Source organism: Rhizobium sp. Root482 (assembly GCF_001426565.1).
Classification (GTDB): domain Bacteria; phylum Pseudomonadota; class Alphaproteobacteria; order Rhizobiales; family Rhizobiaceae; genus Pararhizobium.
Window position 1 is genome coordinate 1 of the sequence record NZ_LMFA01000010.1, and the last position, 12,655, is coordinate 12,655.

The following is a 12,655-nucleotide window of genomic DNA, read 5'->3' on the forward strand; positions in this document are numbered from 1 at the left end:
CCGCCGGGCGGCTTTGCCGTCCAAGGGCCCAGGGCTTACCCCGCCTCATTGAAAGTCCCGCGGATAAGCGGCGGGATGGGGCATTGGAAGTCTCTCGCAAATGGGAGGCGTAGAAGAACCTGAGAAGCGCGGCAAAAGACACCGAAACGGGGCACGGCATGTGTCACCTATATTTACCTACTGAGGCACCTGTCGTGCCCCGGCCGATCCTCCCCTTGAACCCACGGCGAAATTTTCGCGCGTGGACGCGATGCGTGGGCCCACAAACCACCCGCCCCCGTGAGCGTGGACGACGAAAGCCGAGCCAACCGCGAACCATCCCCGCCAGCCGCCATCGCGCCCTGATTGATTTTCGCAGGAAGCGGCGTTATCTAGGGCATCTCGTGGTGATTTGGCCGGCCGGCTTGCAGCCACGTTAAACAAATCGCTAAAGGGCCGTGCAAGCGCAAGCGGGCCGGTAGCGATTTCATCGTTGCCGGTTTTTTGTTCGCCGGTGTCCGCCGTCCGTTGATCGAGTGTCGCCCATGCCCATCAAGATCCCCGATACGCTGCCCGCCTTCGAGACCCTCGTGAAGGAGGGGGTGCGGGTGATGACCGAAACCGCCGCCATCCGCCAGGATATCCGCCCCTTGCAGATCGGCCTTCTCAATCTCATGCCGAACAAGATCAAGACCGAGGTCCAGATGGCGCGCCTCGTCGGCGCCTCGCCGTTGCAGGTCGAATTCTCCCTCATCCGGCTGGGCGGCCACAAGGCCAAGAACACGCCGGAGGAGCACCTCCTCGCCTTCTACGAGACCTGGCAGGAAGTGAAGCACCGCAAGTTCGACGGGCTGATCATCACCGGCGCGCCGGTGGAACTGCTCGATTACGAGGACGTGACCTACTGGAACGAGATGCGCGAGATTTTCGACTGGACGCACACCCATGTCCATTCGACGCTGAACATCTGCTGGGGCGCCATGGCGGCGATCTATCATTTCCACGGCGTGCCGAAATATGCGCTGAAGGAAAAGGCCTTCGGCGTCTATCGCCATCACAATCTCAATCCGGCCTCCGTCTATCTGAGCGGCTTTTCCGATGACTTCCAAATCCCGGTCTCGCGCTGGACCGAGGTGCGCCGCGCCGACATCGAGAAAGTGCCCGGCCTGGAAATCCTGATGGAATCCGACGAGATGGGCGTCTGCTTCGTGCATGAGAAGGCCGGCAACCGGCTTTATGTCTTCAACCATGTCGAATATGATTCGACCTCGCTGTCGGAGGAATATTTCCGCGATGTCGAGGCCGGCGTGCCGATCCGCATGCCGCACAATCATTTTCCCCACAACGACCCGGCATTGCCGCCGCAAAACCGCTGGCGCAGCCATGCGCATCTGTTGTTCGGAAACTGGATCAACGATATCTACCAGACGACCACCTATGACGTGAACGATATCGGGAAGGACAGAGCGTGAGCGAACCCCTGGTGATCCGGCCGATCGAGCCCGGCGACGAACAGGACTGGCGCCGGCTGTGGAAGGCCTATCTCGCCTTTTACGAAACGGTCCTGCCGGAAGAAATCTACGCCCTCACCTTCAAGCGGCTTTTGAGCGGCGATTCCCATGAGTTCGCCGGCCTCCTTGCAGTGTTCGACGGCCGGCCGGTCGGCCTCACCCATTTCGTCTTCCACCGCTCCTGCTGGACCGAGAATTCGGTCTGCTACCTGCAGGACCTGTTCGCCGATCCGGATATCCGCGGCAAAGGCATCGGCCGCGCCCTGATCGAGGCGGTCTATGCAAGGGCGCGCGATGCCGGCGCCCCGAAGGTCTACTGGATGACGCAGGAGTTCAACGCCACCGCCCGCCAACTCTATGACCGCATCGCCATCAAGTCGCCGTTCATCGTCTACCAGCAGCCGCTCTGACGCGGCGTTCGATTGCCGCATCCGGCGAAATGACGAAAGTTTGCCGCCGTCCGGCGAGAGGAAAGAAGCCATGACCACCAGGACTGAAGTTTTCGGCCACCTGCCAAGCGGCGAGCCGGTATTGCGCGCCACGCTCCGCGGCGGCGGCCTCACCGCCCATATCCTCACCTATGGCTCGGTGATCCAGGACCTGCGCCTCGAAGGCCACGCTCCGCCGCTGGTGCTCGGCTTCGATGATCTGAAATCCTATCTCGATCATTCCCCCTATTTCGGCGCAACGCCCGGCCGCAACGCCAACCGCATCGGCGCCGGCCGCTTTTCGATCGACGGCACGCCCCATCAGCTGGAATGCAACGAAAACGGCGTCACCCATCTGCATGGCGGCAGCGATGGCATCGCCAAGCGGCTATGGACCATCCGCGAGCAGGCGGAAGACCGGATCGTGCTTGAGATCGTCGATCCCGACGGCCGCGCCGGCTATCCCGGAAATTGCACGATCACCTGCACCTATACGCTCGGCGATGGCGGCGGCCTGAACGTCGCCTATGCCGCAAGCACCGACCGCGCCACGCTCTGCAATGTCTGCCAGCACAGCTATTTCAATCTCGACGGCAACAAGGATGCGCTCGGCCATGACGTGATGATCGCCGCCGATCACTATCTGCCGACGGACGAGCGCCAAGTGCCCACAGGCGAGATCCGACCCGTCGAGGGCACCGCCTTCGACCTCAGGTCCATGACCCCGATGCGTCGCCAGTTGGAAGGCGAAAGGATCGGCTACGACCATAATTTCTGCCTGTCGGCGGCGCGCGGTGCAAAGCAACCGGTGGCGCTGGTGCGCAGCGTGGATTCCGGCGTCTCGCTGGAAGTGCGCACCACCGAGCCCGGCCTGCAATTCTATACCGGCTTCAAGATGGATATTCCCGTCCCCGGCCTCGACGGCCGCCGCTACGGCCCCTTCGCCGGCTTCTGCCTGGAAACCCAGACCTGGCCCGACGCCGTCAACCACGAAAATTTCCCGAACGGCATCCTGCGCCCGGGCGAAACTTTGCGCCAGGAAACCGATTATATCTTCAGGAAGGACTGAGGCCGGCACCGAATCGGCTCAAGACAGCGCTAATGACCGCCATGGCATCCACTGCCATGGCGGCGCGATTATACTTTGAAAGTTACGGAAAACGTCAACGCCGAATCGCCCGGAGGCCTGTCGCGTCACATCATGCCTGGAAGAGATATCTTGAAAGAGAAAATGGAGCGGGTGAGGCGATTCGAACGCCCGACCCCAACCTTGGCAAGGTTGTGCTCTACCCCTGAGCTACACCCGCTCATCAGCCTTGGTCCGGGGGTAGACGGTGGACCGCGGCGCCGTCGCATCTCTGCGGCGACGGGCGCTATATGGCCCAGCCGTTTTGCAAATGCAACAGGGAAATGACGCCGGATCGGAGAAATTTTCGAGACCATGTCGCAAGACCCTGAAAACAGGACGTTTTGCAGCCCGCCCCGCCTCGATATTTGCGCTTGTCTCCGCCGCGCCGTAAAGAAAAACACCGCTTTTCGAGACGAGGAAACAATGATGCCCGATGCACAGCCGAAGACGCCCGACGACCTGTTCCGCTTCCTGGACAGCCTGGGCATCGCCCACAAGACCATGCGCCACCAGCCGGTGTTCACCGTGGCCGAATCGGTGGCGCTGCGGGATGAAATTCCAGGCGGCCACACCAAGAACCTGTTCGTGAAGGACAGGAAGGACAATTATTTCCTGCTCACCGTCGAGGAGAACGCCGTGGTCGACCTGAAGACGGTGCACACGGTCATCGGCGCCGCCGGCAAGGTTTCCTTCGGCAAGCCGGAAAAGCTGATGGAGTATCTGGGCGTCATTCCCGGCGCCGTCACCGCCTTCGGCATCGTCAACGATACCGGCCATCATGTCCGCATCGTCCTCGACGAGAACCTGATGAAGGAGGAGATCGTCAATTGCCATCCGCTCAGCAATGACGCGACCACCTCGATCGCCTCGTCGGACCTCCTGCGCTTTATCGAGGCGACGGGACATGAACCGCTTGTCTTGAAAGTGACGGCCTGACATACGATCTCTAGCGCAAGGCAATCAGGCGGACGGCGATATCCGCAAGGAGTGACGATGAGCGGCAGCGACAATCCCTATGCAGGTTCCTATGGCAGCCAGATGACGGCGACGGCGAGCTATGGTGCCGCGCCGGCGACGGCGCCGGGGGCCGCCTCCGACCTGATCAAGGAAACGACCACCGCCAATTTCACCCGCGACGTGATCGAGGCCTCGCGCCAGCAGCCTGTACTGGTCGATTTCTGGGCGCCCTGGTGCGGTCCCTGCAAGCAATTGACCCCGGTGATCGAAAAGGTCGTCACGGAGGCTGCAGGCCGCGTCAGGCTGGTCAAGATGAATATCGACGACCATCCGTCGATCGCCGGCCAGCTCGGCATCCAGTCGATCCCGGCCGTCATCGCCTTTTCCGCCGGCCGGCCGGTCGATGGCTTCATGGGCGCCGTGCCCGAAAGCCAGATCCGCGAATTCATCGACAAGGTCGCCGGCCCGCAGGTCGATGACCGGCAGGCCGAGATCGAGGCTGTTCTGGCCGAGGCAAAGGCGCTTTTCGATGGCGGCGACCTCGAAAATGCCGCCAGCCTTTTCGGCGCGGTGCTCCAGGCCGATCCGGACAATGCGGCCGCTCTGTCCGGTCTCGCTTCCTGCCTGGTCGATGCGGGCGACCTGGAGCAGGCACGCGCCCTCCTGTCCGACCTTTCCGAGGCGCTGGCAAAGGATGCCGGCATTGTCGCGGTCCTGAAGAAGCTCGACCAGATCGAGGAAGCCCGCAAGCTCGGCGATCCACAGGCGCTGGAAAAGGCGCTGGCCGCCAATCCCGACGATCACGCGGCCCGCATCAAGCTCGCCAAGATCCGCAATGTCGAGGGCGACCGCGAGACGGCGGCAGACCATCTGCTGACCGTGATGAAACGCGACCGCGCCTTCGAGGACGACGGCGCACGGCGCGAACTCCTGCAGTTTTTCGAGGTCTGGGGGCCGATGGACCCGGCGACGCTTTCGGCGCGGCGCAAGCTCTCCGCGATCCTGTTTTCGTGATGCCCATGTGATGCCCTCTTAAGGGCGTGCTCCCTTGAGTTTTCGGGACGGCGCACCATTTCTTCCGTGAAAGGTGCCGCCCTGCGGCATCCGTGGCGAAAAGACCTGACAGCGATGGGGTGTGGCAAGGATGCAAGTTGGAAATGCACGTTATCTCGGGCCGCAGGATCTCCCGGAGACGCTTCCGGTATTCCCGCTGACGGGCGTGCTCCTGCTTCCTGGCTCGCAATTGCCGCTGAACATATTCGAGCCGCGCTATCTTTCCATGTTCGATGATGCGCTGGCCGGAAACCGGCTGATCGGCATGATCCAGCCTTCCTTCGGCGAGGTGCGCGTGGAGGCCGGCCAGGCGCATATCCAGGCGCTCTGCCAGGTCGGCTGCATCGGCCGGATCACCTCCTTCGCGGAAATGGAAGACGGCCGCTACCTGACCTCGCTGACCGGCATCTGCCGGTTTCGCCTGTTCGACGAACTCCACCCCTCCAAGGGCTATCGCAGCTTCAGGATCGCCCCTTTCGCCACCGATCTTGCCGGCCCGCAGGATGAGGCGCAGGTGGACCGGCAGGCGCTACTGGCCGCGTTCAGGGCCTATCTCGACGCCAACAAGCTGGAGGCGGACTGGGAAAGCGTCGAGCGGGCAAGCAATTTGACGCTGGTCAATTCCATGGCGATGATGTCGCCCTACGGCCCCGCGGAAAAGCAGGCGCTGCTGGAAGCGCCCGATCTGAAGACCCGCGCCGAAACCCTGATCGCCATCACCGAAATCGTGCTTGCCCGCACCTTCGGCGACATCGAGACGATCCTGCAATAGGAAGATAGGATGGAAGACAGGACAAGCCGGGTCGATCCGAAATTGCTCGAACTCCTGGTCTGCCCGTTGAGCAAGGGCCGGCTGAGCTATCATGCTGACGAAAACGAACTCGTTTCGGAAAAGGCACGGCTTGCCTATCCGATCCGCGACGGCATCCCGATCATGCTGATCTCCGAGGCCCGCAAGATCGAAGACTGACCAGTTCTAAGGATCGACCGGCTCTAAAGATCAAAATGGGCGATGACCGGCACATGGTCGGAGGGACGCTCCCAGCCACGGGCTTCCTTCAGGACATCGACATGGGTCAGATGCGCGGCAAGGTCGCCCGAGGACCAGATATGGTCGAGCCGCCGGCCACGATCGGCCGCCTGCCAGTCCTTGGAGCGGTAACTCCACCAGGTATAGAGCTTTTCCGCCGCCGGCACATGCTGGCGCAGCAGATCGACCCAGGCACCATCGGATAGTATGGCGGTCAGCGCCTCGGTTTCCACCGGCGTATGACTGATCACCTTCAGCATCTGCTTGTGCGACCAGACATCGTGCTCCAGTGGCGCGACATTGAGATCGCCGACGAGGATCGAGGAGAGCCCCGCCTCGCTTTCGGCATGGAGCATCTTCATCTCGTCGAGGAAATCCAGCTTGTGGCCGAACTTCCGGTTGATTTCCCGGTTCGGCTCGTCGCCGCCGGCCGGCACGTAGAAATTATGGAGCCGGATCGTCTTGCCGCCCTTTTCGAAGACGACGGAGAGATGGCGGGCATCGCCGATGCCGCAATAATCGCGCCGGTCGCTCAGATCGTGCAGCGGGAGGCGAGAAATGGTGGCGACGCCGTGATAGCCCTTCTGGCCATGGATGGCGATATGCTCGTAACCGAGCGCCTTCAGCGGCGACAGCGGGAAAAGACTGTTCTCCACCTTGGTTTCCTGAAGGCAGAGAATATCCGGCGCCCATGTCGTCAGGAGATGTTCGACCAGCGGCATGCGCAGGCGCACCGAGTTGATGTTCCAGGTCGCGATCGACAATGACATTCTATGAAAAGCCTTCTGAAATTCGCAAAACGAGCGGTGATCTCATCCGCCCGCAAAGGTGCTTAGGGGATATTCGGGCACTTGACCATGCCTGGCGGAACAAGCCCGCTCAAGAAGACGCGCGCCGGCACCCGGCCCTGTTTATTTGCGGACATCGTCATAGGGAATGCGGAAGACCTTGTCGTCCATCGGCACGCCGTTCTTGACGTTGAAGATCATCACCGACGTATCCTTCTTCTGGGCGTCAGTGATCGTCCATTGGCGCAGGTCGTAGGTCTTCGGGTCGAACATCATCGTGATCGTCGCATCGCCGAAAATGCTGCGGTCTCCGAGCACGATGGTCACCAGGTCCGGTTCTTCCTTGACGTCGCGCACCATCTTGCCGGACAGATCGATCTCGTCGGACAGCAGCAGCTTCAACGGCGTCTTCGACAGCGGATAGAGGTCCCAGGTCTTCATCTTCTGATTGCCGATGACGACCGACTTACCGTCGGCGATCACCCGCATCGGCGACGGCGCGTCATAATTGAAGCGGATCTTGCCCGGTCGGCTGATAAAGAACTTGCCGCCGGTCTGCTCCCCGCGTGGCCCGAACTGCACGAATTCGCCACTCATCGTCTTTACCGAGGCGAAGTGATCGGCGATCTTCTGGGCGACGGCCGTTTGCGCCCGGACAGGCTCGGCCGGCAGGCCGATGAAGGACAAAGCGGCGAAAACGGCAAGCCCGCCGATCAGGGATCGGCGCGTCAGGGAGCCGTTCTTCTGGTCCTCGTCACGGTGGCCGGTTTCGATGGCTGTCATTGCAAACTCCTTGTTTGCGTTTCATGTGGCGCTCAACTGCGGCACCGTCAAGGCGTCGGCGGCGCCGGCGGGCTCAATTGCCCGTGAGCCAAAGGCGCACCAGGCCGCAAGAAGGGGTGCGCCGGCGGGTGGCGGCATCAGAGGCCGGTATCGCTGTCCGTCGGCACGAGGATCTCGCGCTTGCCGGCATGGTTGGCGGGGCCGATAATGCCTTCCTGTTCCATGCGCTCGATCAGCGAGGCTGCACGGTTGTAGCCGATGCCGAGACGGCGTTGGACGTAGGATGTCGAGGCCTTGCCGTCGCGCAGCACGATGGCGACCGCCTGGTCGTAAGGATCGTCGGATTCCGAGAGATTGGAGGTACCGGCCGGACCGCCGCCGTCCTCGCCGTCGTCGTCGTCATCCTCGGTGATGGCGTCCAGATATTGCGGCGCGCCTTGTGTCTTCAGATATTTGACGACGTCCTCGACCTCCGTATCGGACACGAAGGGACCGTGGACACGCTGGATACGGCCACCGCCGGCCATGTAGAGCATGTCGCCCATGCCGAGCAGCTGTTCGGCGCCCTGTTCGCCAAGGATGGTGCGGCTGTCGATCTTGGAGGTGACCTGGAAGGAAATACGGGTCGGGAAATTCGCCTTGATCGTGCCGGTGATGACATCGACAGAGGGACGCTGCGTCGCCATGATGACATGGATGCCGGCGGCGCGCGCCATCTGCGCCAAGCGCTGCACGGCGCCTTCGATATCCTTGCCGGCGACCATCATCAGATCGGCCATTTCGTCGATGATGACGACGATATAGGGGATCGGTGCCAGATCGAACTCTTCGGTCTCGTAGACGGCCTCGCCGGTCTGTCGGTCGAAGCCGGTCTGCACGGTACGGCTGATCTGCTCGCCCTTGGCCAGCGCCTGTTCGACGCGCGCATTGAAGCCGTCGATATTGCGCACGCCGATCTTCGACATCTTCTTGTAGCGCTCTTCCATCTCGCGCACGGTCCATTTCAAGGCGACGACGGCCTTTTTAGGATCGGTGACGACCGGGGACAGAAGGTGCGGAATGCCGTCATAGACGGAAAGCTCGAGCATTTTCGGATCGATCATGATCAGCCGGCACTGTTCCGGCTTCAGCCGGTAGAGGATCGACAGGATCATCGTGTTGATCGCCACCGACTTGCCCGAGCCGGTGGTGCCGGCGACGAGCAGATGCGGCATCTTGGCGATATCGACGATCACCGGTTCGCCGCCGATGGTCTTTCCGAGTGCCATGGCGAGCTTGGTCTTGCTGGTTTCGAAATCCCTGGAACCGATCAGTTCCCGGAGATAGACGGTCTCGCGGCGCTGGTTGGGCAGTTCGATGCCGATGGCATTGCGGCCCGGCACGACGGCAACGCGGGCGGCGATCGCCGACATCGAGCGGGCGATATCGTCGGCAAGGCCGATGACCCGCGACGACTTGATGCCCGGTGCCGGTTCCAGTTCGTAGAGCGTGACGACGGGGCCCGGGCGGACATGGATGATCTCGCCCTTGACACCGAAATCCTCCAGCACGCCTTCCAGCATGCGGGCGTTCTGCTCCAGCGCATCGGCCGACAGGGTCGCGTCGCGGGCGACGTTTTTCGGCTCGGCCAGGAAATGCAGCGGCGGCAGGACGAAACCGTCATCGTCGGAAACGAGCGATGCCTGCGCCTCACGCTCGGTGCGCTGGCCGGCCCTTGGGCGCGGCGCGGCCGCGGCGACCCGCGCGGTGATCGTCGAGGGGGCCGGCGGCGGCTTGCGCGGCGCTGGCACCGGCGCCCAGCCGGCATCCATCCCGTCATCCTCGTCGTCCGGCATGATGCCGGCCGGCAGGCGGTCGTTCTGCGCGTCCAGATAATCGTCGTCATCGTCTTCGTTCGCCAGCGACGGCGGCGTGACGGTGCGGCGGGCGCCGCCTTCCAGCGAGGGCTCGACCCGCTGCGACAGCGCAACCGCCTTCGGCCGCACGGGCTCGTTCAGCGTGCCGAATTCATCGGTGTTGAAATCATAGGGCTCGTCGAAATGACGCGAGGCCGGCTTGCGGCGGCCACTCAGCCCGAACAGGCGGCGCAGCCGCGCCTGGGCGGTGAAACGCATATGGGTGAGCGCGCCGGCCAGCACCATGACGATGCCTTCGGAATCGTCCTCCTCGGTCTCGTCGCTGATCGTGCGCGCCTTGCTGGGCGCGGATACCGCGATGACCGGCTCCTCTTCCGGGTCGGCGGCTCCGATCAGGCCGGCGCCATAGATGAGGAAATAGGCAGACGGCAGGGCAAAGAGCGCGGCCAGCACCAGGCCGACGGTGCCGCTGGGAAAGCCGCCGATGAACAGGGCGGGAAAGCGCAGGATCATATCGCCGAAGACGCCGCCAAGGCCGCTCGGCAGCGGCCAGGTGACCGGGGCCGGAAGGCATCCGAGCGCCGCCGAGGCGAGGATCGATCCGACGAACCAGGCGGCGAGGCGCTTGACGATCTGGTCGAACGGCTTGGCAAAGATCAGCACCATGGCCCAGGCAACCACCGGCAGCAGCGCGACGACGCTGGCAATGCCGAAGAACTGCATGAAGAGATCGGCGAAGGCGGCCCCCGCATAACCGAGGATATTGGTCGGCGCATCGGCGGTCGCATAGGAGAAGCTCGGATCGGCGACATTCCAGGTGGACAGGGCGGCAACGGCCAGGGCCAGCGCCAGGAACAGCGCGAACCCCGCCAGCGCCGCCACCTGCCGCCAGACGAAGGTGGACAGCACAAACCGGTTGGACCGGTCGTCGAATACCGCCTGATTGCTTCTGCTCATGGTAACCTGCTTGCCTGTTTTCCTGCAAAGCGCATAGCGCATGTGCTTTCAAGCTAAGCAGAGGAGGGTTAAAGCCTCATTAACCTTGACGCTTCGTTTACAAGAAAGCGCAGGCTTCAACAGTTTTAGTGCCTGCAGGCACTCACCGAAATAAAAGGGCCCGGATGCAGGCATCCGGGCCAAAGGCGGTTTCGCACTCGCGCAAAACCGCGACGGGACTGGAACGCGGCGCCGCTTTCCGACGCCGCGAAATGTCAGGAATGATAGGCGGCTTCGCCGTGCGAGGAGAGATCGAGCCCTTCCCGCTCGGCCTCGACCGGCACGCGCAGGCCGACGATCACGTCGACGAGCTTGTAGAGGATCGCCGAACCGATGCCGCACCAGGCGATGGTGACGAGAACGGCATAGACCTGCGTCATGAACTGGCCGCCCATGGTCACGCCCTCGGCATAGCCGATGCCGCCCAGCGAGGACGACGCGAAGATGCCGGTTGCCAGCGCCCCGAAAAGACCGCCGATGCCGTGGACGCCGAAGACATCCGCCGTGTCGTCATATCCGAACTTGTTCTTCACGACCGAGACGAAGAAATAGCACAGCGGCGAGACCAGGAGGCCCATGACGATGGCGCCCATCGGGCCGGCGATGCCCGCGGCCGGAGTGATGGCGACGAGGCCGGCAATCATGCCGGATGCGGCGCCCAGCATGGATGCCTTGCCGCGCGTGAAGGTTTCGACCAGCGACCAGGACAGGATGGCGGCAGCCGTTGCGATGAAGGTATTGACGGTCGCGAGCATCGCGCCGCCCGACGCTTCGAGGTTGGAGCCGGCGTTGAAGCCGAACCAGCCGATCCAGAGCATGGCCGCGCCGACGAGCGTCAGCGTCATCGAGTGAGGCGCCATCATGTCCTTGCCGAAGCCGGTGCGCTTGCCGACCATGATCGCACCGATCAGGCCGGCCAGGCCGGCATTGATGTGAACGACGGTTCCGCCGGCGAAATCAAGCGCGCCCCAGCCGAAGAGAAGACCATTGGCATCCCAGACCATGTGGGCGATCGGGAAATAGACGAAGGTTGCCCACAGGACACAGAACAGGATCGCCGCCGAGAATTTTATGCGCTCGGCAAAGGCGCCGACGATCAGCGCCGGCGTCAGCGCCGCGAAGGTCATCTGGAACAGGATGAAGATATATTCCGGAATGACGGCATCGGAGAAGGTGGCGGCCGTCGATTCCGGCGTGACGCCCGCGAGGAACATCTTGGCGGTGCCGCCAAAGAAGGCGGAGGTGGAGCCGCCGAAGGCGAAGGAATAACCGTAGACCACCCAGACGAGCATCATGGCCGCGCCCGCGACGGTGCACTGCATCAGGACCGACAGCATGTTCTTGGCGCGAACGAGGCCGCCGTAGAACAGGCCGAGGCCCGGAACGAGCATGAACAGGACAAGCAGCGTGCACAGGAACATGAAGGCGGTATCGCCCTTGTCGGGAACCGGCGCTGCCGCGACAGCCCCGGCCGCGGCAGGCGCTGCTTCCTGGGCGAATGCGATCGCCGGCGCAAGCAGGGCTGTGACGGCAGCGCCCATCGGCCGAAGAGCGGTGGAAAATTTGAAATTGATCATTGAAATTGCTCCCTGACGGCCGTGGTTACAGCGCTTCTGTGTCGGTTTCGCCGGTACGAATGCGCACCGCATGGTCGATCGAGTAGACGAAGATCTTGCCGTCGCCGATCTGGCCGGTTTTGGCCGCGCCGGCGATCGCCTCGACGGCCGCGTCGGCGAGTTCGGTGGCGACCGCGATCTCGATCTTCAGCTTCGGCAGGAAGCTGACGGCATATTCCGTGCCACGGTAGATTTCAGTATGCCCCTTCTGGCGCCCGTATCCCTTGACCTCGGTCACGGTCAGGCCCTGGATGCCGAGCGCGGTGAGCGCCTCGCGCACCTCGTCGAGCTTGAACGGCTTGATAATGGCCATTACGATTTTCATCTGGTTTCCCATCCTTCATGTTCATCTGCGGCGCGGTGCCGGCTCCCCTTGCCGCTGGAGAAACCCCACCGACTGCACAGGACCATTCAAGCCGCGTGCCAGTTGACACGCGCCGAGCCAACAGATTGAAAAGACACGGGAATGCGAAGAGGCCCCACGGCGTGGCAGCGGGGCCTGGGAAAAACATCGATGTATTAGATTAAA

Annotated in this window: 12 protein-coding genes, 1 tRNA gene and 1 riboswitch; of the genes, 7 read left to right on the plus strand and 6 right to left on the minus strand. The window is 62.7% G+C overall.

The genetic code is table 11. The features are described from left to right. Positions 1-373 precede the first annotated feature (373 nt). Positions 374-451: riboswitch (SAM riboswitch) on the plus strand. 73 nt (positions 452-524) lie between these two features. From metA to ASD31_RS07420, 3 genes are all read left to right on the plus strand, one after another. Then, positions 525-1,451 (plus strand): homoserine O-acetyltransferase MetA, encoded by a 927-nt coding sequence (metA, locus tag ASD31_RS07410; protein WP_056331479.1) that lies wholly within the window; start codon positions 525-527, stop codon positions 1,449-1,451. Further along, positions 1,448-1,900: a GNAT family N-acetyltransferase gene (locus ASD31_RS07415; protein ID WP_056331481.1), complete on the plus strand. Its 453-nt coding sequence runs from the start codon at positions 1,448-1,450 to the stop codon at positions 1,898-1,900. Before metA ends, ASD31_RS07415 begins: the two co-directional genes overlap by 4 nt. Before the next feature lie 70 nt (positions 1,901-1,970). Then, complete coding sequence (locus ASD31_RS07420) at positions 1,971-2,987, plus strand: aldose epimerase family protein (RefSeq protein ID WP_056331483.1); 1,017 nt, start codon at positions 1,971-1,973, stop codon at positions 2,985-2,987. Between the two features lie 163 nt (positions 2,988-3,150). Here the strand turns inward: ASD31_RS07420 and ASD31_RS07425 are convergent. After that, a tRNA-Gly gene (locus ASD31_RS07425) sits at positions 3,151-3,225 on the minus strand. A 248-nt stretch (positions 3,226-3,473) separates the two neighbouring features. Here ASD31_RS07425 and ASD31_RS07430 point away from each other — a divergent pair. From ASD31_RS07430 to ASD31_RS07445, 4 genes are all read left to right on the plus strand, one after another. Continuing rightward, entirely contained in the window at positions 3,474-3,983 is a 510-nt protein-coding gene (locus ASD31_RS07430) for a prolyl-tRNA synthetase associated domain-containing protein (protein WP_056331485.1), read from the plus strand. A 57-nt stretch (positions 3,984-4,040) separates the two neighbouring features. Next, positions 4,041-5,018: a thioredoxin gene (gene trxA / locus ASD31_RS07435; protein WP_056331487.1), complete on the plus strand. Its 978-nt coding sequence runs from the start codon at positions 4,041-4,043 to the stop codon at positions 5,016-5,018. A 130-nt stretch (positions 5,019-5,148) separates the two neighbouring features. Next, positions 5,149-5,829: an LON peptidase substrate-binding domain-containing protein gene (locus ASD31_RS07440; protein ID WP_056331489.1), complete on the plus strand. Its 681-nt coding sequence runs from the start codon at positions 5,149-5,151 to the stop codon at positions 5,827-5,829. 9 nt (positions 5,830-5,838) lie between these two features. After that, positions 5,839-6,027 carry a Trm112 family protein gene (locus ASD31_RS07445; protein WP_056331491.1) on the plus strand — a complete coding sequence of 63 codons (189 nt, stop codon included), beginning with the start codon at positions 5,839-5,841 and terminating at the stop codon, positions 6,025-6,027. 23 nt (positions 6,028-6,050) lie between these two features. On the opposite strand, the gene ASD31_RS07450 is transcribed toward ASD31_RS07445, so the two are convergent. From ASD31_RS07450 to ASD31_RS07470, 5 genes are all read right to left on the minus strand, one after another. Continuing rightward, complete coding sequence (locus tag ASD31_RS07450) at positions 6,051-6,857, minus strand: exodeoxyribonuclease III (RefSeq protein WP_056331493.1); 807 nt, start codon at positions 6,855-6,857, stop codon at positions 6,051-6,053. Positions 6,858-6,998: 141 nt separating this feature from the next. Next, complete coding sequence (locus ASD31_RS07455) at positions 6,999-7,658, minus strand: outer membrane lipoprotein carrier protein LolA (protein ID WP_056331496.1); 660 nt, start codon at positions 7,656-7,658, stop codon at positions 6,999-7,001. A 137-nt stretch (positions 7,659-7,795) separates the two neighbouring features. Beyond that, positions 7,796-10,471, minus strand: coding sequence for an FtsK/SpoIIIE family DNA translocase (locus tag ASD31_RS07460; RefSeq protein WP_056331596.1), 2,676 nt, complete (start codon positions 10,469-10,471; stop codon positions 7,796-7,798). A gap of 254 nt (positions 10,472-10,725) precedes the next feature. Further along, positions 10,726-12,087 carry an ammonium transporter gene (locus ASD31_RS07465; RefSeq protein WP_056331498.1) on the minus strand — a complete coding sequence of 454 codons (1,362 nt, stop codon included), beginning with the start codon at positions 12,085-12,087 and terminating at the stop codon, positions 10,726-10,728. Between the two features lie 25 nt (positions 12,088-12,112). Next, positions 12,113-12,451, minus strand: a complete 339-nt coding sequence (locus ASD31_RS07470; protein ID WP_056331598.1) for a P-II family nitrogen regulator — start codon at positions 12,449-12,451, stop codon at positions 12,113-12,115. Positions 12,452-12,655: the final 204 nt, after the last annotated feature.

Coding starts and splice junctions, on each gene's coding strand:
- metA (WP_056331479.1), top strand. CDS start 525: ATGCCCATCAAGATCCCCGATACGCTGCCCGCCTTCGAGACCCTCGTG.
- ASD31_RS07420 (WP_056331483.1), top strand. CDS start 1,971: ATGACCACCAGGACTGAAGTTTTCGGCCACCTGCCAAGCGGCGAGCCG.
- ASD31_RS07430 (WP_056331485.1), top strand. CDS start 3,474: ATGCCCGATGCACAGCCGAAGACGCCCGACGACCTGTTCCGCTTCCTG.
- trxA (WP_056331487.1), top strand. CDS start 4,041: ATGAGCGGCAGCGACAATCCCTATGCAGGTTCCTATGGCAGCCAGATG.
- ASD31_RS07440 (WP_056331489.1), top strand. CDS start 5,149: ATGCAAGTTGGAAATGCACGTTATCTCGGGCCGCAGGATCTCCCGGAG.
- ASD31_RS07445 (WP_056331491.1), top strand. CDS start 5,839: ATGGAAGACAGGACAAGCCGGGTCGATCCGAAATTGCTCGAACTCCTG.
- ASD31_RS07450 (WP_056331493.1), bottom strand. CDS start 6,857: ATGTCATTGTCGATCGCGACCTGGAACATCAACTCGGTGCGCCTGCGC.
- ASD31_RS07455 (WP_056331496.1), bottom strand. CDS start 7,658: ATGACAGCCATCGAAACCGGCCACCGTGACGAGGACCAGAAGAACGGC.
- ASD31_RS07460 (WP_056331596.1), bottom strand. CDS start 10,471: ATGAGCAGAAGCAATCAGGCGGTATTCGACGACCGGTCCAACCGGTTT.
- ASD31_RS07465 (WP_056331498.1), bottom strand. CDS start 12,087: ATGATCAATTTCAAATTTTCCACCGCTCTTCGGCCGATGGGCGCTGCC.
- ASD31_RS07470 (WP_056331598.1), bottom strand. CDS start 12,451: ATGAAAATCGTAATGGCCATTATCAAGCCGTTCAAGCTCGACGAGGTG.